At 40.5% G+C, this 24,506-nt stretch carries 22 protein-coding genes and 4 tRNA genes; 13 read left to right on the top strand and 13 right to left on the bottom strand.

The genetic code is table 11. The annotated features are described in order from the left end of the window. Positions 1-16 precede the first annotated feature (16 nt). Positions 17-1,444, top strand: a complete 1,428-nt coding sequence (locus tag RB215_RS14355) for a mannose-1-phosphate guanylyltransferase/mannose-6-phosphate isomerase (RefSeq protein WP_309216611.1) — start codon at positions 17-19, stop codon at positions 1,442-1,444. A gap of 7 nt (positions 1,445-1,451) precedes the next feature. Here RB215_RS14355 and RB215_RS14350 read toward each other — a convergent pair whose 3' ends face one another. The 3 genes from RB215_RS14350 to RB215_RS14340 all read right to left on the bottom strand — a co-directional run bounded on the left by RB215_RS14350 (position 1,452) and on the right by RB215_RS14340 (position 5,075). Then, positions 1,452-3,608: an ATP-binding protein gene (locus RB215_RS14350; protein WP_309216610.1), complete on the bottom strand. Its 2,157-nt coding sequence runs from the start codon at positions 3,606-3,608 to the stop codon at positions 1,452-1,454. Positions 3,609-3,833: 225 nt separating this feature from the next. Then, positions 3,834-4,490 carry a response regulator transcription factor gene (locus RB215_RS14345; protein WP_086994433.1) on the bottom strand — a complete coding sequence of 219 codons (657 nt, stop codon included), beginning with the start codon at positions 4,488-4,490 and terminating at the stop codon, positions 3,834-3,836. A 213-nt stretch (positions 4,491-4,703) separates the two neighbouring features. Further along, complete coding sequence (locus RB215_RS14340) at positions 4,704-5,075, bottom strand: histidine triad nucleotide-binding protein (RefSeq protein ID WP_011329544.1); 372 nt, start codon at positions 5,073-5,075, stop codon at positions 4,704-4,706. 93 nt (positions 5,076-5,168) lie between these two features. On the opposite strand from RB215_RS14340, the gene RB215_RS14335 reads away from it, so the two are divergent. Next, positions 5,169-5,771, top strand: a complete 603-nt coding sequence (locus RB215_RS14335) for a DUF2057 family protein (protein ID WP_182678386.1) — start codon at positions 5,169-5,171, stop codon at positions 5,769-5,771. Between the two features lie 86 nt (positions 5,772-5,857). Here RB215_RS14335 and RB215_RS14330 read toward each other — a convergent pair whose 3' ends face one another. Then, complete coding sequence (locus tag RB215_RS14330; RefSeq protein ID WP_011329542.1) at positions 5,858-7,699, bottom strand: M1 family metallopeptidase; 1,842 nt, start codon at positions 7,697-7,699, stop codon at positions 5,858-5,860. A 143-nt stretch (positions 7,700-7,842) separates the two neighbouring features. Here RB215_RS14330 and murB point away from each other — a divergent pair, with 143 nt between their 5' ends. From murB to tuf, 8 genes are all read left to right on the top strand, one after another. Next, positions 7,843-8,853 (top strand): UDP-N-acetylmuramate dehydrogenase, encoded by a 1,011-nt coding sequence (murB, locus tag RB215_RS14325; protein WP_208834992.1) that lies wholly within the window; start codon positions 7,843-7,845, stop codon positions 8,851-8,853. Further along, positions 8,850-9,842 carry a bifunctional biotin--[acetyl-CoA-carboxylase] ligase/biotin operon repressor BirA gene (birA, locus tag RB215_RS14320; protein ID WP_179807643.1) on the top strand — a complete coding sequence of 331 codons (993 nt, stop codon included), beginning with the start codon at positions 8,850-8,852 and terminating at the stop codon, positions 9,840-9,842. The genes murB and birA overlap by 4 nt, the downstream gene beginning before the upstream one ends. Next, positions 9,839-10,546: a pantothenate kinase gene (locus RB215_RS14315; protein ID WP_011329539.1), complete on the top strand. Its 708-nt coding sequence runs from the start codon at positions 9,839-9,841 to the stop codon at positions 10,544-10,546. Before birA ends, RB215_RS14315 begins: the two co-directional genes overlap by 4 nt. Positions 10,547-10,663: 117 nt before the next feature. Beyond that, positions 10,664-10,739: transfer RNA gene (locus tag RB215_RS14310), tRNA-Thr, on the top strand. Positions 10,740-10,780: 41 nt separating this feature from the next. Further along, positions 10,781-10,865, top strand: a tRNA-Tyr gene (locus tag RB215_RS14305). A gap of 45 nt (positions 10,866-10,910) precedes the next feature. Continuing rightward, positions 10,911-10,985 (top strand) — tRNA-Gly (locus RB215_RS14300). A gap of 12 nt (positions 10,986-10,997) precedes the next feature. After that, positions 10,998-11,073, top strand: a tRNA-Thr gene (locus tag RB215_RS14295). Between the two features lie 135 nt (positions 11,074-11,208). Then, a complete protein-coding gene (tuf, locus tag RB215_RS14290; RefSeq protein ID WP_011329538.1) occupies positions 11,209-12,393 on the top strand; it encodes an elongation factor Tu in 1,185 nt (394 codons plus the stop codon). A 353-nt stretch (positions 12,394-12,746) separates the two neighbouring features. Here tuf and RB215_RS14285 read toward each other — a convergent pair whose 3' ends face one another. The 5 genes from RB215_RS14285 to RB215_RS14265 form a co-directional block, all read right to left on the bottom strand. Further along, positions 12,747-13,940, bottom strand: coding sequence for a dipeptidase (locus RB215_RS14285; protein WP_011329537.1), 1,194 nt, complete (start codon positions 13,938-13,940; stop codon positions 12,747-12,749). Between the two features lie 75 nt (positions 13,941-14,015). Continuing rightward, complete coding sequence (locus RB215_RS14280) at positions 14,016-14,270, bottom strand: YheU family protein (protein ID WP_011329536.1); 255 nt, start codon at positions 14,268-14,270, stop codon at positions 14,016-14,018. Further along, positions 14,267-15,259: a hydrolase gene (locus RB215_RS14275; RefSeq protein ID WP_011329535.1), complete on the bottom strand. Its 993-nt coding sequence runs from the start codon at positions 15,257-15,259 to the stop codon at positions 14,267-14,269. The genes RB215_RS14280 and RB215_RS14275 overlap by 4 nt, the downstream gene beginning before the upstream one ends. A 624-nt stretch (positions 15,260-15,883) precedes the next feature. After that, positions 15,884-16,309, bottom strand: coding sequence for a TIGR02444 family protein (locus tag RB215_RS14270; protein WP_089368873.1), 426 nt, complete (start codon positions 16,307-16,309; stop codon positions 15,884-15,886). Further along, positions 16,293-18,215, bottom strand: a complete 1,923-nt coding sequence (locus RB215_RS14265) for an ATP-binding cassette domain-containing protein (protein ID WP_089368872.1) — start codon at positions 18,213-18,215, stop codon at positions 16,293-16,295. Before RB215_RS14265 ends, RB215_RS14270 begins: the two co-directional genes overlap by 17 nt. A gap of 132 nt (positions 18,216-18,347) precedes the next feature. Here RB215_RS14265 and RB215_RS14260 point away from each other — a divergent pair, with 132 nt between their 5' ends. Next, the gene (locus RB215_RS14260) at positions 18,348-18,551 is read left to right on the top strand and encodes a YheV family putative zinc ribbon protein (RefSeq protein ID WP_041454614.1); all 204 of its coding nucleotides are present in this window, start codon (positions 18,348-18,350) and stop codon (positions 18,549-18,551) included. Between the two features lie 23 nt (positions 18,552-18,574). Here the strand turns inward: RB215_RS14260 and RB215_RS14255 are convergent, their stop codons facing one another. Both RB215_RS14255 and RB215_RS14250 read right to left on the bottom strand, forming a co-directional pair. Beyond that, positions 18,575-18,790, bottom strand: coding sequence for a SlyX family protein (locus RB215_RS14255; protein WP_011329530.1), 216 nt, complete (start codon positions 18,788-18,790; stop codon positions 18,575-18,577). Next, positions 18,777-19,775, bottom strand: a complete 999-nt coding sequence (locus RB215_RS14250) for a hypothetical protein (protein ID WP_309216609.1) — start codon at positions 19,773-19,775, stop codon at positions 18,777-18,779. The genes RB215_RS14255 and RB215_RS14250 overlap by 14 nt, the downstream gene beginning before the upstream one ends. A gap of 214 nt (positions 19,776-19,989) precedes the next feature. Between RB215_RS14250 and fkpA the strand changes: the two genes are divergently transcribed. Further along, positions 19,990-20,742 (top strand): FKBP-type peptidyl-prolyl cis-trans isomerase, encoded by a 753-nt coding sequence (gene fkpA, locus RB215_RS14245; RefSeq protein ID WP_011329528.1) that lies wholly within the window; start codon positions 19,990-19,992, stop codon positions 20,740-20,742. A 90-nt stretch (positions 20,743-20,832) separates the two neighbouring features. On the opposite strand, the gene RB215_RS14240 is transcribed toward fkpA, so the two are convergent. Next, positions 20,833-21,303 (bottom strand): Rsd/AlgQ family anti-sigma factor, encoded by a 471-nt coding sequence (locus RB215_RS14240; protein ID WP_011329527.1) that lies wholly within the window; start codon positions 21,301-21,303, stop codon positions 20,833-20,835. Positions 21,304-21,829: 526 nt separating this feature from the next. Here RB215_RS14240 and hemE point away from each other — a divergent pair. Further along, positions 21,830-22,894: a uroporphyrinogen decarboxylase gene (hemE, locus tag RB215_RS14235; protein ID WP_058374381.1), complete on the top strand. Its 1,065-nt coding sequence runs from the start codon at positions 21,830-21,832 to the stop codon at positions 22,892-22,894. Positions 22,895-23,075: 181 nt separating this feature from the next. Here hemE and sthA read toward each other — a convergent pair whose 3' ends face one another. Further along, a complete protein-coding gene (gene sthA, locus RB215_RS14230; protein WP_172459241.1) occupies positions 23,076-24,506 on the bottom strand; it encodes a Si-specific NAD(P)(+) transhydrogenase in 1,431 nt (476 codons plus the stop codon).

Genomic DNA, 24,506 nt, shown 5'->3' with positions numbered 1-24,506 from the left:
TATTGGCGGCAGCACTATGAACAACTCTTTAATTACTCCAGTTATTTTAGCGGGCGGCATTGGCTCTCGTTTATGGCCGTTGTCGCGCCAAGCAATGCCAAAACAGTTTTTACCCTTACTCGATGCTGAACCTACTGGGCAGTCGTTATTACAAAATACCCTAACACGGGTAACCGGTAGGGTATTCAATCGAGCTATTTTAGTGTGTAACGAACAGCACCGATTTATTGCCGCTGAGCAAGCTGCTAGTGCAAATCCGCGCGTATTACTTTTAGAACCCACAGGTAAAAATACTGCCCCAGCAATTGCTTTAGCTGCGCATTATGCGCTACAAAATGGCATAACAGGGCCACTGTTAGTTATGCCAGCGGATCATCATATAAATAATTTTAACTTACTCACCGAGCAGTTACACGGCGCGACAATATTAGCTGAGCAAGGTAAATTAGTTACCTTTTCTATTACGCCTACCGAGCCACACACAGGTTACGGGTATATAAAACAAGGAAGCGCCATTACCGGTACTGACTGCTTTGAAGTAGCTGAATTTAAAGAAAAACCCAGCTTAACCACCGCAACAAGCTACCTGTTAGATGGAAGTTATAGTTGGAATAGCGGTATGTTTTTGTTTACTGCTGCAGCGTATTTACAAGAGTTGGCTCGCTTTGCACCTAAAATTGCCAATTGTGTGGCTAACGCCGCCAATTTTAGTCAGGACTTAGGCTTTACACGCCCCAGTGCAAAAACGCTCGAAGCTTGCCCGAGTGACTCCATAGATTATGCTATTTTAGAGCGCAGTGATAACGTAGTTGTCATGCCTGTTGCCTTAAACTGGAGTGACGTAGGTGGTTTTTCATCACTTGCTAAGTTGCTAAAAAAAGATCCGCAAGGCAACAATGTAAATGCTAATTATGTAGCGCAAAACAGTAAAAACAATCTAATAATAAGCGAAACCGATCATACTATTGCCACCTTAGGGGTAAGTAATTTAGCTGTTATTCATACCCACGATGCCACACTTATTGCGAATCAAAATGAGCTTGATGCACTGCCGTTATTACTCAAAAAAGTAGCGCTTACGCAAACTGACAAGTTAACCCACCACCAAGTTGTTTATCGGCCGTGGGGAAATTATCGTACCTTGGTAGAAAGCAGTGGATTTAAGGTTAAAAAAATAACCGTAAACAGCGGCGCTAAGCTCTCTACGCAGCGCCATCAATATCGTGCCGAGCATTGGGTAGTTGTATCTGGGGTTGCCGATGTATGCATTGATAAGCAAGCACTAACACTCAGTGCAGATCAGTCTTGTTATATTGCCGCTAAGCAAATTCATAGTTTGGCTAATAATAAAAATGCGCCGTTAATAGTAATTGAGGTACAAACAGGCACTATTTTAGATGAAAGCGACATTGAACGGTTTGATGATAAATATGGCAGAAACTAACAACGCTTTACTGCAGCCCTTTGCGTACACACCTTAAATACTCTTCTAAACTTTGCTGCCAAAGGTCGAGCGCTTCATTGATGGCGTTTTTTAGCGGCTTTTTATCAAGCATACGACGCTCTATTTTTTTCAGCGCTAAACCATAACGGTTAAAGCCCAGCTGTAGTGCGGTATTGGCTTGGCGATGTAATAATTTAATGCATTGCTCGGGCTGTTGTTCTACGAGCGCTTGGCAGTGATTTAGTTTACTGCGGGTAGAGAGCACAAACTCGTTATAAATAGACGACACTTCATCAATACTAAAAGAGCTGGTAAGCGTTTCGCTAGCGCTTGCGTCATATAAAGTATCAACCAAATCTACAGCTACAGTAGCCGTTTTAGTTGACTGTGAATCGCTTAGTGCTTGGCGCAATTTTTGGTGTTTAATAGGTTTACCTACAATGTCTTTTATACCCAGCGCTAAGTACTCTTTTACCTCACTAGGGCTTAAGCTTGCAGTAAAGGCTAGTACGGGAGTGCGCTGGTTTTTATGCTCAATTTTAGCCAATGTTTTAAGTACTTGTTGGCCGGTCAAATCAGGTAGGTTCATATCGAGCAGCACTACATCAAAATGATGCGCTTGCATTAACTCTATTGCAGTTTTACCGTCTTTTGCTAACTTAATTTTATGTTCGTCGTCGGCCATAAATTCTACGGCTATTTTTTGATTTAAATCTAAATCCTCTACTAACAACACCTTTAAACCGGTTAAATAATCTTTACTTTGATGACGTTGCGCTACTAGGCTGAGTTCGCCCAGCGCACACGTAATATCAAAGCTAAACACGCTGCCACTCCCTAGGCTACTGGCTATTTCTAACTTGCTATGCAGTTTTTCGAGTAAGCGGCTGGTTATTGCTAAACCAAGGCCTGTACCGCCTTTTTCTTTTCCGGCGCTACTTTGCACATAGGGTTCGGTTAGGTAGGCTATTTCGTCATTCTCGATGCCGGGGCCTGAGTCTTTTACGCTTATTTTAATAGTGTGTTCAAGTTGTTTTTCAGTGATTAGATCAATTTGAATTTTAACGCTACCTTGGTCGGTAAATTTAATTGCGTTACCCACAAGGTTAATAATAATTTGTCTGAGTTTTTGCTGATCGCAGTAGTAACAGGCTTGATCGGGTATATTGCAAAGTAGCTCAAACTTAAGTTGCTTTTGCTCTGCCAGAGGGCTTAGTAATAAGCATAAATTTTGTATCCAAGTTTTAAACTCAATATCTTCTTCGTAAAGAGCTTCGTCGCTTTGATCAAGGCTGGCGTAGTCGAGTACTTTATCAACCAGTAAATTAAGGGATTCGGCAGAGTTAATAATTGCCTCGCAATAGGCTTTATTGCGAGCATCACTTGTTTGGTTCATAACTAACTGAGCACTGCCTAAAATGCCGTTTAAAGGGGTGCGAATTTCGTGGCTGATAGTTGATAAAAACAACCCACGTATTTCTAGATCTTTACGGGCTTTTTTAGTGAGCTTATTAAGATGCTGCTCTCTGCGCTCATTACACAACAGTGCCATGCCAGCGGCATAAAACATAGGTGCTATAACCCCGTTTAAAAAAAGTAACGAGCTAAACCAAGGGCTTAATAGGGTGTCATGTTGCTCAATTTTTTGCATAAATATCGAGCGGGCAATAAAGCTTACGGCAACTAAAGTTAAAATTATAATATAAACAATGCTGCCGTTGGGATAGGGCTTACGTGCATACTTTATAAATATAAACAGTAAAAATGCAGCTTCAGCTATATGCTGTATATCAGATATAAACAGCCTATCTTGAATAGATGGCGAAAAAAAGCTGTAATAACCCAGCATTACGCTGCTAAAAGCAGTAAATGCACAAACAAGTTTAAAGCCAATACCGCGATAATCTAAAAACTGGCTAATAGCAAGGCAATGCACAATTGAGGCCGCAAACATCAATATATTGGCAATGCTAATGGCGACAAGTTCAGGGACTCGCCCGATCAGAGTAAAGCCAATAATAACGCCGAGCAATAAAACAGGATAAAAAATATAAAGCAGAGTGCCTGGAGTGTGTTTATTGGTGCGCCAGGTTAAAAAATTTAGCAGGGTCATTACAACCATAACGGCGATACTGGCAAAATATAGGGTAAAAGAGTCGAGCATTGAGGCACCAATAGCGTGTTATTAGATTAAAAGTATAACAATAATTACTTAACCGAAAATAGCTCGATATATTGTTTAACACATTGAACTGTATTGAAATTAAAACGTATATTTTATTTGCTGGGGAGCGACTTATTATTTAAAGTTTGAGTTTGCTGATTAAGCTTGCCCAGATACAAAAACAGACACGTATGTGCCTGTTTTGTGTTTAAACTAAAGTTTAAATTAACGTATTTCGTCTGGAATATGCTGCTGTGCCCACGATAGTAGCTCAATACGGTTACGACATTTTGTTTTTCTAAATGCGCTGTATAAATGAGTTTTAACTGTGTGAGGGCTAATGCTTAGCTCTTCAGCAATTTCTTTATTTTTTGAGCCATTACTCATTAATGAAATTATGGCTTTTTCGCGCTTGGTAAGTTTAACTGGCTCAATATCGCCTTCGGTAAGCTTATGCAGTGCATCTTTATTAAACTGCAACATACGATTTAATGCATTACACATTATATCTCTGCGATACCAAAGTTGATCTTCAAGTAGTAAGCGAATACCTTTCATCAATACATCGGCGTTATCTGTGGTGTAAAATACACCACGAATTCCGCTAAGTAAGGCACGATTAGCAAGCTCTGGGTTTTCATCCAAATTAAATAATACGATATCGCATTTAATCCGTAAATTAACCAGTTGCTCTTTTAATTTTCCCCACGCATCTTTGCTCGATGTTTCGATAAACAAAAGTCGTGTTCCTACAGGCACATCTAAAATATTGGTGCCTGTGGTTACGCTAATACCTTGCGTTTTTAACAAAGGTTCTAAAACGTTAATACCAATAGTGTTAATGGGCTCTTCATCTAATAACAAAAAGGCTGAACTGCTCATATTATTTTTACTCTTTTATAAAGCTTATGATTAAGTTTACCACGACCTCCACACCTTTTGTATTAGAAAGTCGCGTTGTAACGCAAAAAGCAAGTACGATATTATGATTATTTAAACATAAAATGTTGCAAATAAGTAATTATTTATTGATTGCGATTACAAAATAAAACAACCTAAAAAGCTTATAACTAATTGTATAAAATAAATAGCTGTTTATAGCGCCACTTTTTTGGTGTTTTGATAAGGAGGCCAGCCCATCTCTTTACCTGCAAGCATATGTAAATGAATATGATATACGGTTTGGCCACCATGTTCATTGCAATTCATGACCACTCGGTAGCCATCGTCGGCAAAGTTAAGTTGCTTGGCTAATTTAGCCGCTACTACATATAAATTACCTACTAAATGCGAGTTTTCAGGCGTTACATCGTTAATAGTAGCAATTGCCTTTTTGGGGATAATAAGCGCGTGAAATGGCGCCTGAGGGTTTATATCTTTAAAGGCGAGAGTATGCTCATCTTCATAAATAATATCAGCTGGGATCTCACGATTAATTATTTTAGTAAAAATAGTCTCTTGGCTCATTATATGGCCCCTAATTAAGTATGATTAAAGTAAGCTCCACTAATGACAAACTTTACAAGCAGTGTCAAACTGAAATCAAATAAAGGAGAAAATATGCGTAAATCAATATTATTAGGTAGTGCCGCAGCGCTATTGTTTAGTGTGTCGAGCATGGCAGAAAATATTCACTTTCCAGAAGAGTTTGTACCTCTGCAAGTTGGGGAACGTATTATTGAAAGCTCGATATTTAGCCGTGTTGATGACATAGAGCTAGCACCGGGTAGTTATAAATTAAAGCTTAAATACACTGACTTGTATGACCTAGGTTACGACGATCACGAAGTGGTAGAGTCTGAACCATTTTGGGTAAATGTAACTATTGAGGCGGGTAAAGATTATATTTTAGAGTTTAATCGTGCCAAAAATGCGGTTGCGGCTAAAGTATTTGCACAGTCGCCACAAGTAAGCTTAAAAGCAAAAGGAAGTGCACTGGCTGCGCCATTAAGTGTAATTTCTAATGCCCAGCTTACAAACACTGTGCCAGTACAGCAAGTTAGTAATACAACGGCAATGGCAACAAGCGCCAGCGAAGTAAGTAAACTCGTTGCACCTATTAATGGTAAGGGCATGCCCAGCGCAGCAGCAATGCTCGACTTTTGGTGGCAACAAGCAACCCCAGCTCAACAACAAGCCTTTTTAGAAAAAGTAACCAAGTAGCTTTTATGCAATTAAAAAAGGGCCGAATGTCGGCCCTTTTTGTATTTTAAACACTCGCTTATTAAGCTCGTTATTATTTGAATAATTTATTCAAATAATGCGTCTATAGTGCCATGTGCTAGTGGGTGATAACCCGGGCGTGCTTTTAAGTACACGCTTTGTGCCCAGTCTTTTTTGCCGTTATCAATAAGTGACTTATAAAGCGGGACAATTAGCTTGCGACGACCAATACTGGTTAAGTGCTTATCAAGCGCCGGATAAATTGGCTGGTAGCCATTACCTACCGCTAGCATAAACCAAGCAAAGGCACGTTCAGCGTTAGTTGATTGCGTTAAGTTATACGCAGTATCAAGCTCGCTCATATGTGTTTGGCTTAAATCGCGCGGTAAGTTATTTAAAAAGTGCAACCATTCATGCACCGACCAATTAGCTGTAGGCAATTGCGCTGCTGTGATATCGCCATTTAACCAAGTAGCTGTTGCTGTATCTACTTTATCAAAAGCATCTGATGTTGGATTAGGTGTATCGCTTGGTAAACCTGGCGCAAAAATCCATTCATTTACTTTATCCATGCTCACAATACCAGGGTACTTATCAATTAAGTTAGCTTTTAGGTAAGTAACAAATTGTGCAGTGGTTAAAGATTTAAAGGCAAATTCGTTAAAGTAAGTTTTTACAAAGGCGTCAAACTTATCGCGGCCATATTTTTCTTCTAGGTAAATTAAGAATAATTGCCCTTTGGTATAAGGTACAGAGCTAAACGCATCATCAGGATCGCGGCCATTAAGCTTTAAGTTAAGGCGCGTGTCTGGTGCATCAAGCGTTTTAATTTGGGCGCGAATACCTGCTGCATCAAGGGCTTGTTCCATTACTGCGCGGTCGCGACCAAATACTTCTTCCATAATGCGGTTTTCAACGTACGAGGTAAAACCTTCGTTTAACCATAAATCTTCCCAGGTTGCATTGGTAACTAAGTTACCAGACCAAGAATGAGCAAGCTCATGGGCAATTAGATTTACTAAGCTTTTGTCGCCTGCAACCACGGTTGGGGTAATAAACGAAAGGCGTGGGTTTTCCATGCCACCAAACGGAAAACTTGGCGGTAGCATAAGCAAATCGTAACGACCCCATGCATAATCGCCGTAAAGTGCGTTAGTTTTATCGATCATCGCTTGGGTGTCGTTAAATTCGGCAACTGAAGCATCTAAAATAGTTGGCTCAGCAAAAATACCGGTTTGATGCGACATTGCTTTAAATTCTAAATTACCTGCGCCAATAGCAATTAAGTAAGGCGAAATAGCTTGTGGCATATCAAAAATGTAGTCGCCATCTTTATAAAGTGCGTCTTTATTGTCGGCACTCATTACCGCACGTATATCTTTAGGGGTATGAATGCGCGCTGAGTACGTTACTCGCATTGCTGGCGTGTCTTGTACTGGGATCCAGCTACGTGCATGAATTGCTTGCGATTGGCTGTACATAAACGGGTGTGTTTTGCTGGCTGTTTGCTCTGGTGTTAACCATTGTAGGCCAGACGCTTCAGGGCGGCTATTATAGTAAATACGTACTTTTGGCGCTTGGCTTTTAAAAGTAATAGTTAATTTTGAGCCTTTAACATCATCGCGTGTTGCTAAACTAAATTTAGCTTTATGCCATGTGCCGTTTTGCGTTTGATACATTACTTTATCAATATCTAAATCGCGAGTATCGAGCACTAGAGTTTTACTGTTGTTATTTTGCCATTCTAAGGTGTGCTCAACAAAACCTTCTAATTGCTTGTCGGCAAAGTCGACATCTAAATCAAGGTTTAAATGCGTAGTAATAACGTCATTAAGATTAGCATACGAGTTTTGATCAATAGCATTGGCCATTGCTTGTGAGCACATACCAGCCATAGCTAGGCTTAAAAAAAGAGGTGTGATTTTCATAATTACCCTGAACACAAATAAATAAGTGTTGGTTTTATATCATGATTGGCGAGGCGGGTTGAGCAATTTTTACATTCAGATGCGCTATTTGCGACAATGCGTTAAACTAACGCGATTAGTTACCGGTATATTTAGAGAGCTTTGTGGCGCACTCATTACAAACGTTACATACATTTGCATTAACCAGCCAATGCCAACAATTTGTTAAAATTAATAACCTAGAGCAGCTTAAAACGCAAAGCTTTAAGCCCCCATTTTGCCTATTAGGCGAGGGCAGTAATACGGTATTTTTAAATGATTACACCGGTACTGTTATTAAAATGGCAACTCAAGGTGTACAAATAAAAGAGCGCGCAAACGATTACTTAATTAGCGTGGCCGCTGGCGAAAACTGGCATCAACTAGTCAGCGAGCTGTTGACTAAAAACATTCCCGGGCTTGAAAACCTAGCGCTTATTCCCGGTACTGTGGGTGCTGCGCCGGTGCAAAATATTGGTGCCTACGGAGTTGAATTGGCTAAATTTGTAGAGTCGGTTGAGTATTTTGATATAGCAAACAAAACCTTTAATACCTTAAATAATGCGCAATGTGAATTTGGCTATCGCGATTCTATTTTTAAACACGCGTTAAAAAATAAAGCGGTGATCACTACTGTGCATTTAGCCTTGCCTAAAGAGTGGCAGCCGGTATTGAGTTATGGACCGCTGCAGCAACTTGCAGCCGTTACGCCACAAGCGGTATTTGAGCAAGTAATAGCAACACGTAACAGCAAATTGCCCAATCCTTATACCTTACCTAATGCAGGTAGTTTTTTTAAAAACCCCATTATTACTAATCAATGTTTAGCTGCCTTATTAACAACCTTTGCAGATTTACCGCATTATAAACACGGTGCAAAGCACCATAAAGTGGCTGCGGGTTGGCTAATAGAGCAAGCGGGTTTAAAAGGCTACCGCATTGCAGGTATTGAGGTACATAAACAACAAGCCCTAGTGCTAGTAAATTACGGCCAAAGCCAAGGAAGCGATTTAATTGCGATGATTAAACATATTCAACACAGCGTATTTTCTCGTTACAACATTATGTTAGAGCACGAAGTACGCTTAATTAATAACAATAGTGAATGCCATATTACAGCGGAGCCAACGCCATGAAAGCACCCGATGGAAATAAACTCGCCATTTTAAATGCCCTCAATCAAGGTGGTTTTATTTCAGGGCAGGTATTAGGCGAGCAACTGGGTATTAGCCGCGCAGCTATTAGTAAGCATATTAAAAGCTTACAAGAAATGGGCTTAGATATTTTTAAGGTAACTGGTAAAGGTTACAGCTTAAATAGCCAAGTCGGACTGTTAAACCAAGCGCAAATACAACAACACTATCAAGCGTTAGGTGCAACTACCGCCAAAGTAGAAGTACACCCCATAATAGACTCCACTAATAGTGAGCTAATGCGCCGCATACAAGCAAAAACTGAGCTTGAATCGGGTACTGTTATTGTGGCCGAAATGCAGCAGTTGGGGCGTGGGCGTCGGGGCCGGGTTTGGCAGTCGCCATTTGGAGCCAACTTATATTATAGTTACTTTTGGCGTTTAGATGATGGCATACAAGCCGCTATGGGCGTATCTATAGTGGTTGGCTTAGCTGTATATGATGCTATTAAAGCGCTATACAACATAGAAGTAGAGCTAAAATGGCCTAACGATATTTACCTCAATAAACAAAAGCTCGCTGGCGTATTAGTTGAGCTCGACGCGCAACCGCAAGGTCCTTGTCAGTTAGTTATAGGCATAGGTATTAACTTACAAATGCCAGAGAGCTTTAGTCAGCACATTGATCAAGCATGGACTGATTTAAGTCAACATACGCAGCAGCTTAATAAAAATCAGTTGGTTGCCTCGCTTACTTATTATTTAGAGCAGCGTTTAGAGCAGTATAGTGAAAGCGGTTTACAGAGCATGCATCAGCAATGGAATGCTTTAAATGCATTTGCTGGTGAATGTGTAGAGCTAAATACCGGACATCGTAGTTGGCGCGGAATATGTGAGGGAATAGACTCACAAGGCGGAATTCGTATTCGCCAAGATGGTGAAGTAAAAAGCTATTACGGCGGCGAAATTTCGCTCAGAAAGGCGCAACTATGAAATTACTTATTGATGTAGGCAATACTTCACTTAAAGCTAAGCTGTGGCAAAACGAGCAAGTTCAAGCATGTGATTTAAATAATTTACCTTGGCATGCAATTACACACGTTATTTATGCTTGCGTAGGGCGCAGTGAGCTACTTAATGCTATTTTAGCGCAAGCCGCCTTTAATAGTATTAGCTGCTTTGAAGCTAAAGTAACTAAAACGCTAGGTGGGCTCACCTGTGCTTACGAGCACTTTAATAATTTAGGCATAGATAGATGGCTGGCACTTATTGCAAGTTTTACCTTGTATCCAAATAAGGCCTGCATAGTTGTTGATGCCGGTACGGCTACCACAATTGATGTACTCAATTGTGACGGGCAGCATTTAGGTGGCTGGATTTTACCTGGCCTTGATTTAATGACCCGCTCGTTAACGCAAAATACCCAGCGCGTTTTTGATGATGAAAATACGCCATTTACTAATCAACTGGGAATAAACACCCCAAATGGTTTAAAAAATGGTGCCTTGGTTGCCACCATAGGAGCAATTAACCAAGCTAAACCTTATTTAAATGATAAAAATACGCAAATTATTTTTGCCGGTGGTTATGGTTCGTTATTACAACAGCAATTCAAAGAGAGTATTTTTGATCCAATGTTGGTTATTAAAGGCTTAAATTATTGGTATGAATTAGATGAAAATAGCAATAAATTATAAAAAAGCCGGTTTTTGCCTGAATTGTGAGCATTTAAACAATAAATTCTCATTTATTTTAATTTTATAGTTGCATCCCAATAAAGCTTACTCTAATATCTCGCCCCGTACTAAAGCAGTGCCGACTTAGCTCAGCTGGTAGAGCAACTGACTTGTAATCAGTAGGTCAACCGTTCGACTCGGTTAGTCGGCACCACTTTCCTTTTTACCGAAAGTGCATTAGTAAAGAATTATCGTGGAGGGGTTCCCGAGCGGTCAAAGGGATCAGACTGTAAATCTGACGGCTCAGCCTTCGCTGGTTCGAATCCAGCTCCCTCCACCACTTTATTCTTGACGGTTAGAGGTATTTTAAGAACAGGTTCCTAACGCGGGCATCGTATAATGGCTATTACCTCAGCCTTCCAAGCTGATGATGCGGGTTCGATTCCCGCTGCCCGCTCCAGTTTATGGTGATGCTGATATAGCTCAGTTGGTAGAGCGCACCCTTGGTAAGGGTGAGGTCGGCAGTTCGACTCTGCCTATCAGCACCAGTTTTAAGAACCTCCTTAAACGCTTCCTTTATCTGTCAGAAAAAACTATTTGAAATTTGAAAAAATCAACTTAATCTACCTATGGTGGATTATTTTCATATGTAATATAGATACACAAAACTGATAGGTTCCGTCATGGCAAAAGCAAAGTTTGAACGCGTAAAACCGCATGTTAACGTAGGTACAATTGGCCACGTTGACCACGGTAAAACTACATTAACTGCAGCAATCACTAACGTACTTGCAAAAGTATACGGCGGTGTTGCTAAAGATTTCGCATCAATCGACAACGCTCCAGAAGAGCGCGAGCGCGGTATCACAATTTCAACGTCTCACGTTGAATACGATACGCCTACTCGTCACTACGCACACGTAGATTGTCCTGGTCACGCCGATTATGTTAAAAACATGATCACTGGTGCTGCTCAAATGGACGGTGCTATTTTAGTAGTAGCTGCGACTGATGGTCCTATGCCACAAACACGTGAGCACATCCTACTTTCTCGCCAAGTTGGCGTTCCTTACATCATCGTGTTCATGAACAAATGTGACATGGTTGATGACGAAGAGCTACTTGAGCTAGTAGAAATGGAAGTTCGTGAACTTCTTTCAGAATACGATTTCCCAGGTGATGACTTACCACTAATTCAAGGTTCAGCACTTAAAGCGCTTGAAGGCGAGAAAGAGTGGGAAGATAAGATTGTTGAGCTTGCAAACGCACTTGATTCTTACATTCCAGAGCCAGAGCGTGACATCGATAAAGCATTCATCATGCCTATCGAAGACGTTTTCTCAATCCAAGGCCGTGGTACTGTTGTAACTGGTCGTGTTGAAGCTGGTATTATCCGCATCAACGACGAGATTGAAATTGTTGGTATCCGTGATACAACTAAGTCAATCTGTACTGGTGTTGAAATGTTCCGTAAACTGCTTGACGAAGGTCGTGCTGGTGAGAACATTGGTGCACTTTTACGTGGTACTAAGCGTGAAGACGTTGAACGTGGTCAAGTACTAGCTAAGCCTGGTTCAATCAAGCCACACACTACTTTTGAATCAGAAGTATACGTACTTTCAAAAGATGAAGGTGGTCGTCATACTCCATTCTTCAAAGGTTACCGTCCACAGTTCTACTTCCGTACAACTGACGTAACTGGTGACGTACAGTTACCAGAAGGCGTAGAAATGGTAATGCCTGGTGATAACGTTAAGATGACAGTAACTCTAATCGCGCCAATCGCGATGGACGAAGGTCTTCGTTTCGCTATCCGTGAAGGTGGTCGTACTGTAGGCGCTGGCGTTGTTGCAAACATCGTAGCGTAATAATTAACGTTTAAGTTAATTGTTAGAAAAAGGTCACTTAGGTGGCCTTTTTTAATGCCTGTAATAAAGTGCAGGTTTCAGGTTTTAGATATTAGGTACGAGGCTTCAGGTAGAGCAGAGCGGTGTTAACTTTATCGTCGTAGCGTGGGTTGAGGCTTACGAACCTCGAGGATAAAGCATGAGGGTGGCGTTGTTGGCTTAGATTTATGCAAGTTGAGGATAGAAAAACGCGGCCATTGGCCGCGTTATATATTGAAGTTAGTGTTAGTTATGTTTTTCTAACCTGATACCTGATACCTGATACCTGATACCTGATACCTGATACCTGATACCTGATACCTGATACCTAGAGCCTAATGCTTTTTCGCATACGCTTCGGCTTGTTTCCAAACGCGTAGTGTATTGCCGCTTAAAATCTTTTTAATGTCGGTATCACTGTAGCCCCTGTCCATTAAACCTTGTACTAGGTTAGGATAGCTAGATACGTCTTTTAAGCCAATTGGCAGCGAATCGCCAACACCATCATAATCAGAACCAATACCTACATAATCAATACCAATTAGCGCAACTACGTGATCAATATGATCAAGCACCTGCTCGAGGCTGGCAAATGGGTAGGGGTTTTTAGCGCGATATGCAGCATCAAAATCATTACTTAATTTGGTGCCTTCTTTTTTTGCAGACTCTTTTGTACTTTTTAGCTGCTTGCCCCAACTACCTGCTTTAGCGGTAACAAAGCTTGAGCCAAAGTTAATTTGAATAACCCCGCCATTTTTTTTCAGCGCCAGTAGCATGTCGTCATTCATATTACGCTCAAAACCGGGTGTGTATTTGCGTAGCGATGAATGCGAAGCTATAACGGGTGTTTTAGAGAGTTCTATTACCTGATAAAACGCATCATCAGAAATGTGCGAAACGTCGATTAACATGCCAATGTTGTTCATTTCAGTAACTAGCTTTTTACCAAAAGGGCTTAAGCCTTTCCATTTACGGCGAATGTCGTATGACGAGTCAGAAATATGATTGCTTTGCGAATGAGCAAGGGTAATATAACGCACACCACGGTCGAAAAAGTGTTGTAGATTTTTCATATCACCTTCAATAGGTGAGCCATTTTCCATGCCCATAGCAATCGAAAGCTTACCTTGCTTAAACTGCTCTTCTATATCGGCAGTTGAGCTGGCAATTGCAAATTTGTCGGGTGCACGTTGTGCAATTGCTTCCATACTATCAATAAGTAAATTAGCAAGTTGATAGCTTTTACCTTTGCCTTCAAATTCTAAGTGAGCAGGAATGTAAATCGACATAAATGGGGCATTTAAACCGCCTTGTATAGCGCGAGGGTAGTCAAAGTCACCATCGTCGGTGGCTTTGGTAACGTCGGCCCATTTGTCGTGTAGACGGTAAGGTACATCAATATGGGTATCAATTAAAATTGTGTCTTTTGCCAGCTTAATTGCTTTATCTGATGCGGTTATTGTTGTTGCATTGGCTTGGCTACTTAATGCTAGTGATATGGCTACCACTAGAGTGCTGAGTTTTATCATTTTATGGCTCTTTGGGTAAAAAGCCATTGTGTACTTTCAATACAAAAGTTACAAGTGCTACAAAGTTAACTGTATCTAATCAAACGATTGTGCCTGATGCTCTTCACTTTGCAGCGCTTTAAATTCGCCTTTGGAAATGATAGTTACCGACTCATGTAGTTCTGAGAAAAATACCATAGCTTCACCACTTTTAAGCTGCAGCTTTACTTGGTTTACTTTCGACTCAATACTGGCTTCTACTTCGCCATAATCAGTGCCTTCGCGCAGTACATAGCTTTCTATTAGGTTGTATAAGGTGTCTTTATCAAGTTGCTCGTAAGGAATGATCATACTGACTCTTTGTTGGTTTTATTTAATACATATTGGCCAAAATAACTTGGCACTGCTTGCTCTAACCAAAATACCGGCTTAAATGGATTTTTACCGCTAATAAAGCCCACATGCCCGCCTTTTTCAGAGATGCGCAGCGTAACATGCTCACTCACATCTTGCCTACTTGGTACGGCCTTTATAGAGAGCATAGGATCGTCTTTGGCATGAATAATTAATGTTGGCACCGCTATATGTTTTAAATACGGCATAGCACTGGCTTGGCGGTAATAATCATGTGCATTTTCAAAGCCGTGTAAAGGCGCGGTAAGTTGATTATCAAACTCTAACAAGTCGTCAATTTCCATTAATTGATCGGTAGTTATCGATATTTGCTGCTTAATTTGTGGCAATTTACGCTGCATTGATTTTTTCATGCGATCGAGTAAATATTTTTGATAAATTTTACCTAAACTTTTTCGAATAACATCCGATGATGCCGATAAATCATAAGGTGCAGATACCAGTGCTGCTGCACTTAGCGGGCATTGTTGCTGTTGTTCGCCTAAATACTTAGCTAATACATTACCACCTAGCGAAAAGCCTACCGCAACTAAAGGTCGGTTTGGATATAGCTGCTTTAAGTGGTTTATAAAAAAGCTTAAGTCGGCGGTATCACCACTGTGATAAGCACGTGGTAAGCGATTTACTTCGGTGGAGCAGTTTCTAAAATGCATAAGCACCACTGCAAAACCTTGCTTTTTTAAGGCTTTCATCATGCCTTTGGCATAAAAGCTATTTATATTGCCTTCAAGTCCATGTAGTACCACAGCAAGAGGAGCCGTTTCGTTATGCGGTAGCGACCAAGCAAGCTCGATAAAGTCACCATCGGGAGTATCAAGTTGCTCCAATTGGTAGCGAGTATGATGAAATGGGCGGAAAAAACGCGGCATTATGGTCTGAACGTGACGATTGGTCATCCACCATGCGGGTTTGAACTTATGGATCATGTTTGTACTACACACTTTGCAATAAACGAGGCGCTAGTGTAGCAAATTTTTCGGCTAGGAAAATAAAAAGCGCCTAATCAGTAAACTGATAGGCGCTTTGTGCGTCGTGCTTAATTTTGGTCAGGAATTTCTGCTTCTTGTACTTTCTTAATAAAGTAGTATACAAAGAAAAGGCACAAGCTAATAACGATCCCCAGAAAACCAAACGATAAGAACAGTACTGGGTCGGTAAAAAAATCTCTGAAGAATACGTCCATAACTTGCCTCCTAATGTCTATGGGTTAATCATAAGCTGGGTTTAGGAATACAGTTATGATCAAGATCAAGTTATTTACCTAAGTGAAATAATGAGCGATATGAAGTTGATTTGGATCATGTTTTGAGAAGAAGGTATTAGGTTTAACTGATGGGTAAAGGGAGCAGGTGAAAACAGCTTTGACCACTGAGAATATAAGGATTAAAGAGGTTTTAATTTTTCCCTCTAAAAGCGCAGCGCCTTTTAACCTGTTTGTGAATAAGTCACTTAAAGATCTTTTGCACAAACAGAAAAGAATGAGCAGTAAAAGAGGGTAGGACTCATAAGTATTGAAATATGCGCGAGCTGTTTTTTCTGGCGCTTTGTACCTAAAAGCTGGCCTTTAAATATAATTCAATATTATTTGGCTCGGTACACTCTACCAATTCACATTCATTTACTGCATTTATTAGCATTTGCTGTTGCTGCTTTTCAAGCTTGAGCTCAGCGCTAAGCAGCTCTTTGCGTATGTTTGCATAGTCAGTAATAGCTTGTTGGTGTACTTTTAAATAACTGCGTGCTGCGCGTAGTTGCTGCATCACGTTATTATCGAGCTCATTAACAACTTGTGTTAATACTCCAAGCTGCTGACTATTTACAACTAAGTTTAGTGAATCTAAATACAAGAGTAATAAACACAAATTAACGTTTTTACCTTGCTGGTTTTGTAACTCCAGCAAGGTTTGTTGTTGCACTGGCTTGGCGTACAAAGTGCAGGAAAATTGCCAAAAATGGTCGCTATTGAGCAAGTTCATCGGCGAACGCCTGCTCTTTTTGTTCCATTTCGTCTAGTGCCATAAGGAGCGCTTCTTCAATGTCGTTAAGCTTAGGTGTAAGTGTGGCTTGTTTGGCTAGTAACTCTTTTAGCTTGGCTTTATTGTCATCAGAATATAGCTCGTTATCACCTAATGCTACTTCAACCTCATTGAGCTCTGCAGCGTATTTGTCGAGTTGCTTTTCGAGCTTTTCAATTTGTTTTTTAAGCGGTTGCGTGGCTTTTCTAAATTCGGCCTCAAGGCGTTTTTGCTCTTTACGGTTAATACCTGAATTAGCTTTTACTTCGTCACTTTGCTCTGTTTTAGTCGCTTCTTTATTGGCGTTAAGCAGCCATTGGTAATACGCATCTAAGTCGTAACCAAATTGAGTTACTTTGCCGTCATCTACTAAGTAAAATTCATCGGCGGTGTTTTTAAGCATATGGCGGTCGTGCGATACAGTAACCATAGCGCCCTCAAAGCCTTGCAGTGCCATAACAAGTGCATGGCGCATTTCTAAATCAAGGTGGTTGGTTGGCTCATCGAGTAGTAATAAATTTGGCTTTTGATATACCAGCATGGCAAGTACTAAACGTGCTTTCTCGCCCCCCGAAAAGGGTGCTACTGGCTCAAGCGCTTTATCACCAATAAAGGCAAATCCGCCTAAAAAATCACGCAGTGATTGCTCAGTAGCCTTTGGGTTTAGTCGTTGTATATGTGTTATTGCATTGGCTTTTAAATCAAGAGATTCAAGTTGATGCTGCGCAAAATAACCAATATTTAGCCCATGGTGCTGAATAACTTCGCCAGCTTGAGGCTCTAAATCACCCGAAAGCAGTTTAATTAGCGTTGATTTACCCGCGCCATTTCGGCCAAGTAAAGCAATGCGGCTGCCTGGTACTAAGTTTAATTCTATATTATTTAAAATGGTGACATCACCATATCCCGCTTTGGCTTTATCTATTGTCATTAGTGGGTTTGGTAATGCTTTTGGCTCGGCAAACTCAAAGTTAAATGGTGAGTCGGCATGTGCTGGAGCTAATTTTTCCATACGCTCAAGTGCTTTCACGCGGCTTTGTGCTTGCTTAGCTTTACTGGCTTTTGCTTTAAAGCGAGTTATAAACTGTTCTAGATGAGCAATTTGCTCTTGTTGCTTATCAAACATGGCTTGCTGCTGTAGCATGCGCTCGGCTTTTTGACGCTCAAACTGCGAGTAGTTGCCTTTGTACACGTTGATAAGTTGTTTATCTATATGCCAAATTTGATCAACTACGGCATCTAAAAACTCACGGTCATGCGATATCAGCACTAAAGTGCCAGTATAAGCACGTAAAAAACGTTCAAGCCAATATACTGCGTCTAAATCAAGGTGGTTAGTGGGCTCATCAAGTAATAACAGGTCGGCATCGCGAATAAGCGCTTGGGCTAAATTTAAGCGCATACGCCAGCCACCCGAAAATGAACTTACTGGGTTTTCTATTAAGTTATTAGCAAAGCCTAAACCATGTAATAGCTCACCAGCGGTTGATTCAATGCTGTAGCCTTTAATGTTTTCAAGCTGAATATGTATTTTAGCTTGTGCGTCGCCATCGTTAGCTTGCTCGGCTTCACGCAGTGCAATACGCATAGCGTAATACTGCGGATGACCTTGCAGTACATAGTCTATTGCGCTTATTTCAAGTGCGGGAGTTTCTTGTTTTACTGACGCTATAGACCAGTCTTTAGGTATAGTAAAGTTACCGCCATCGAGCTGTAGCTCTGCTTTGAGGAGGCTAAATAGGGTTGATTTACCACAACCATTAGCGCCTACTAGGCCTACTTTATGCTCTGGAAATAACGTAGCAGATGCATTTTTTAATAAAGCTTTACCGCCACGAAGAAGTTCTATTTCTGAGATTTGGATCATAAATGCGTTACTTTACTGTGCCCTAATTGAATTGCCAATATGATAACACGGATCGTATTGGGCATATCAACCGTATCAACGCATCACGTAATACGATAAAATAACATTAGGTCAAACTGTGGGAAAAATCTCGTGAAACAAAAGAAGCGATTTATAGCTGGGGCAACATGTCCTGAATGTAAAGCCATGGATAGGTTAATGCTTTACAAAGAGCATGATGTAGAAAAAGTAGAATGTGTAGAGTGCGGCCATAAAATGGCACAGCCAGAACAGGCTGTGCAGGCGTCAACACGCCAGTTTGAACAAGTTATAGGCGTGTTTAAACCAGGAGATTAAATCCTTTGCTGCATAGCGGCATATTAATAATGCGGCGGCGGTGGCTCAGGTTCGTTTGACATCATCGATGATGATGACTGCGATTCTTTAATTTTTTCAGCCAGTAGCTCTGTTTGGCGTTTCATTTTTGCCAACAGCTGCTGGTGAACTTTTATTTCGTCATTTAAAATATCAATTGTTTCGTCTTGAAAAGCCACTTTGGCCTCAAGTTCCATTAAGCGATGTTCAATTGTGTTCATTATTCTCTCGTATAATAAATCGCTCTGCGATACCGCTGGAGCTTTCGGTTAATAACGACCTGCCGTTATCTGTAAATGTTACATCGAGCACCACGGCCGATTTAGGCTTACTGCCTTCACGTGGTGTCACTTGCCAAGTTTGAATTTTTTCACCGCTCGATATTTGCCATAAATCAATGCGTTTATTAGGCGACCCAGTTGCTAGCAAATCACCTTGATCGTTAAAGCGTACCGCCGTAAAAACTTTCTGACGCGCAATATACTTCAGTTTACTTACAAGGTCACCTGTAGTCAGCTTCCATACATTTGCTTGTGCCATACTGTCGGCCGTAAATGCATAGCGACCTTGTGGGTCAAGCGTAACTTGAGTAACACGAGTAGGGTGGTTAAAGCGATGAATCACTTGCCCTGTACGCGTATCCCAAAAGTAAGCAACGTAATCGTTTGAACCACTTAAAGCATAGCGCCCGTTAGGGGCAAGATCGACCGTGTTTACTTTTTCTTGGTGGCCTAAAAACTCAATACGGCGGCCAGTTTCAAGGTTAATAAACACTACTACGCCATCGCTGCGCCCGTATAGTACGCTACGGCCTTGATTGCTTATAGCAATATCGCGAATACTGGATTTTTGTATTTTGTAGTAACCTTTATTTTCGCCGGTGGCAATATCCCATACCGCAAAGGTGGTTTTTTCGGCGGTAACAGCCACACTGTTGTCAAAAGCGATCGCAACGGCATAAACCAGGCTATCTTGGGCTTGTTGCTGAAACCATTGGTATTTAAGTGCTTGCTGTTGATTATCCCACAGCGCGACCCCATGGTTAATGGAGGAGACTAAGCTGTATTTACCATCATGCGATAGCGCCGATGAAAACGCGCCTTGTGCAGCATGTTCATAACTGGCAACAGCTTGTTGTTTTTCATCACTACAGGCGATGGCCGATAAACAGCAAAACACGATAAAAAAAGTACGAAATAACGGCATATTACAAGCATTTCCTCTTAACTCTTAGTGATTGAGAGGTTAGACTAGGTCTCGTTGAAGGCCTAGGTTGTTTGTCTAATCACTGGATATGTTTTTAGTTTAGCTAACAACGTAAATTTTAGTTATTAAACAAGCAGCCTATCATGTAGGTCGTTAATCTTTAACTAGTAATAATACAATAAATGGCAACTGCAAAGTGTGTCGGAGATTTAAAATGAAAAAGACGATTAAATTGTCATTGATTGCAGCGTCAGTTTTAGCGCTTACAGCATGTAATCAAGAAGCAAAAAAAGAGCAAGCTGAAGTTAAACTAGACACTGTAGCGCAGCAACAAGCATACGGTATTGGCGCATCGGTAGGTAACTTTTTAAATAAAGACTTAGCCGATAAAAAAGAAATTGGTATTGAACTAGACCAAGCGCTGTTAATTCGTGGTTTTGAAGATGCACTTGCTGGTAATGCAAAAATTGACGAAGAAAAAATTCGCGAAGTATTAACTGAGTTAGATACATCAGTGCGTACTAAGCAAGAAGCACAAGCAAAAGTAGAGTCTGAAAAAAGCAAAGAAGCGGGTGTAAAATACCTAGCTGATAACGCTAAAAAAGAAGGCGTTACTGTTACTGAGTCTGGCTTACAATACGAAGTGATTACTCAAGGTGATGGCGAAAAACCAGCTGCAACTGATGTAGTTAAAGTACATTATAAAGGCACACTTTTAGATGGTACTGAATTTGATAGCTCATATTCACGTAACGAGCCAACAACTTTCCCTCTTAACCGTGTAATTACTGGTTGGACTGAAGGTTTACAACTTATGCCTGTTGGTTCTAAATATAAATTTACAATTCCTTCTGAGCTAGCTTATGGCGACCGTGATTTAGGTAAAATTCCTGCTAATTCAACACTTGTATTTGAAGTGGAATTATTAGAAATTCAAAGTGATGCAGATGCTGCAGCAGCAGAGTAAATAAGAGATAAGCTAAAAATAATTTAGCCTACATATACAAAAAGGGACTTTAAGTCCCTTTTTTAATGCGTATAAATAACGGTGCGCTTGTTAATCCGTATGATTAGCAAATAAGTTATCAATAAGCTCATCTTCTAGCGCAAAGCGCGCTTCAAGTGCTTCACCAAGAACAGATAAGTCATTGTCAAAGCCTACTAGTAAATCTTCTTTATCAACTTCAGCGTATTTATCGTTAAAATCTAGCGCAATGTCGGTGGTATCTGTTATTTTTGGGTAAATAGCATTTGCTAGCAATTGGCTTTCTGGGCCTTTACTTTCACAAGCCTTAGCAATGTCATCGTATATTTCAAAGTGACCGGCAGATAAGTAATCCATTAAAATTTGGCAAAACGTTTCAATTTGTTGTGGTTCAGGCAGGGCATGATCTTTTTTATCAGAAGGTGAAAACCCAGCTAGCTTACAATAAAGCACAATGAGGCGTTGTCGCTCGTTTAGCCATTTATCAATTACAGTATGGCTACCCCCCCACTTTTGTTGAGCATTTTCTACACGCGTCAGCATAATCGTTCTCCTAAGCTGGGTTGGTTTTTTAGTTAAAAGTAAAAATTGTTTATACCTCAAGATATAGTTAATTGATGTGTATATCAACTAGTAAAATAGATGATCTAGAAGCAGTTTATTTTATTTGTAGGGAATTGATAATTTATTGCAGGCAAGAAAAAACCACCTGTTACGGTGGCTTAATTTTTTTCTATGGCTTGTTATAACAAGCTTTCTTATTTTTATTAGAAGATTTTTGTTATTGTTATTTTAAAACTTTTATTTTTATTGTTTTAAGATTTTTATTATTGTTTTTGTTAACGCGGGATAAACAATACCAAGGATTTAAGTATGTTGCAAACATATTAATGAAAAGTTTTAATTGTTGCTATTGTTTGCTTGTTTAATAGTCAAAAACAGTTAAAAACTCAAAACATCTTGATCTACCTCCTGTTGCTGTCAATTTAATCGCTTAGCGATAGAGAGGGAATGAATATGGTGGTACAATCTTGCTCAATTTCTATAAGCATTAGGATTATTTTACGCTATGAGCGAATTAAAAAACGACCGTTATTTACGTGCACTTGCAAAACAACCTGTTGATGTAACTCCAGTATGGATGATGCGTCAAGCAGGACGCTATTTACCAGAATACCGTGCTACACGTGCACAAGCGGGCGATTTTATGAGCCTGTGTAGAAATGCTGAGCTTGCTTGCGAAGTAACACTACAACCATTACGCCGCTACCCGTTAGATGCCGCTATTTTATTTAGTGATATTTTAACCATTCCAGATGCTATGGGCTTAGGTCTGTACTTTGAAACGGGTGAAGGTCCAAAGTTCGAGCGTCCAATTTCATCGCTTGCCGATGTTAAAAAAATTCCTAAGCTAGATCCAAACGACGATCTTGGTTATGTAATGAATGCGGTTAGTACTATTCGTCGTGAACTAAAAGGCGAAGTACCATTAATTGGTTTTTCGGGTTCACCGTGGACGTTAGCGACTTATATGGTTGAAGGCGGCAGCAGCAAAGTATTTGGCAAAATTAAAAAAATGGCATTTGCAGAGCCGCAAACGCTACATTTATTACTCGATAAACTAGCTGATTCGGTTATCGATTACTTAAATGCGCAAATTAAAGCCGGTGCACAATCGTTAATGGTGTTTGACTCATGGGGCGGTGTATTAAGCCCGCGCGACTACAATGAGTTTTCATTGCAGTACATGCACAAAATTGTTGATGGTTTAATTCGTGAATACGATGGCCGTAGAGTACCAGTTACTTTGTTTACTAAAAATGGTGGCCAATGGATTGAAGCAATTGCAGCAACTGGTTGTGATGCTATCGGCCTTGATTGGACCATTAATATTAGCGATGCTAAGCGCCGTGTAGGCGACAAAGTAGCATTACAAGGTAATATGGACCCGTCAATGCTGCACGGTACGCCGGAGCGTATTCGTCAAGAAGTAGCGACTATTTTAGAAGACTTTGGCACAGGTAATGGCCATGTATTTAACCTTGGCCATGGTATTACACCAGATGTAGACCCTGAAAATGCGGGTGTGTTTATTAATGCCGTGCATGAGTTCAGTGCTAAATACCATAAGTAATTAATACCAAATAAAGTACTGAGTGTTTAGTGTGTTACTTTACTGCATGCTAAACAACAAAAAGCCCGCTTACTATTCTTAGTAAGCGGGCTTTTTAATAGGGCGTGTTTGGCACTTATGTGTCGTTATTGCCTATTTATCAAATAACCGCATTACATAGGTTATTCTTAGCTTAAAAGCTTTATTTAAATAAGCGATTTAATCCATTTAACGCTGCAACTCGGTAGGCTTCAGCCATAGTTGGGTAGTTAAAAGTGGTATTTACAAAGTATTCAATATTATTGCCGCCATTTTTTTGCTCCATTATGGCTTGGCCAATGTGGACAATTTCTGAGGCGCGCTCACCAAAGCAATGTACACCCAGTACTTCTTTGGTTTCTGTATGAAATAATATTTTTAAAGTACCCACTTCAGTACCCGCAATTTGCGCACGCGCAAGGTGTTTAAATTGCGCACGACCTACTTCATACGGAACTTTAGCAGCAGTAAGTTGCTGCTCGGTTTTACCTACTGAGCTCATTTCAGGAATAGTATAAATACCCGCTGGAATATCAATAATCAGTTTTTCATCACAGTTGCCACAAGAAATTGCATCAGCTGCAATACGGCCTTGGTCAAATGCGGCACTCGCTAGGCTTGGGTAACCAATCACATCGCCTACAGCGTATACGTTGTCAATTTCGGTTTGATAGGTTTCGTTTACTTTTAACTGGCCACGGCTATCAGGTTTTAAGCCAATTGCTTCAAGGTTAAGCTTGTCGGTATTACCGGTGCGGCCATTAGCAAACAAAATACAGTCAGCTTTTACGCGTTTACCCGATTTTAAATGCATAATTACACAGTCATCACGGGTTTCAATATGATCAAACTCTTCGTTATGACGAATTACAATACCGCTATTCCAAAAGTGATAACTCAGCGCGTCAGATATTTCTGTGTCCATAAAGGCAAGTAGGCGGTCGCGAGTGTTAACTAAATCAACTTTGGCACCTAAGCCTTTAAAAATAGAGGCATACTCACAACCAATTACACCCGCACCATAAATAAGTACGCGATGTGGATCGTGGGTTAACCCTAAAATAGTATCGCTGTCGTAAATACGAGAATGGGTAAAGTCTACTTCTGGCGGACGGTATGGGCGCGAACCTGTAGCAATAACAATAGTCTTGGCCGTTAAACGCTCAGTTGAACCATCTTGGCGAGTTACTTCAACTGTATGTTTATCAATAAAACGCGCGTCGCCTTGAAACATTTGAATACGGTTACGGTCGTAAAAACTGCTACGTAAATTAGACTGCTTAGAAATAACTGAGCTGGCATGGCGTAAAATGTCAGGAAAAGTGAGTCGAGCAAGTCGATCACCGGTATTAAATAAAGGGTTTGTTTTATATTCTATATAACGGCTAACCGAGTGACGTAGGGCTTTAGAGGGAATGGTTCCCCAATGTACACAGCCCCCACCTACGGCTTCGTGGCGTTCAATAACAGCCACTTTTTTGTTATTTTTTGAAAGGTTCATAGCGGTACCTTCACCGCCAGGACCCGTGCCAATAATTACTGCATCATATTGGTATGTCACGGGTGTTTTTTTCTTTTCTGGTTGTTTGGCCAC

The sequence above is a fragment of the Pseudoalteromonas sp. HL-AS2 genome, assembly GCF_031198805.1.
Lineage (GTDB): Bacteria > Pseudomonadota > Gammaproteobacteria > Enterobacterales > Alteromonadaceae > Pseudoalteromonas > Pseudoalteromonas nigrifaciens.
The sequence above is the reverse complement of the archived record's forward strand: the minus strand, read 5'-3'. Positions and strand labels throughout refer to the sequence as shown.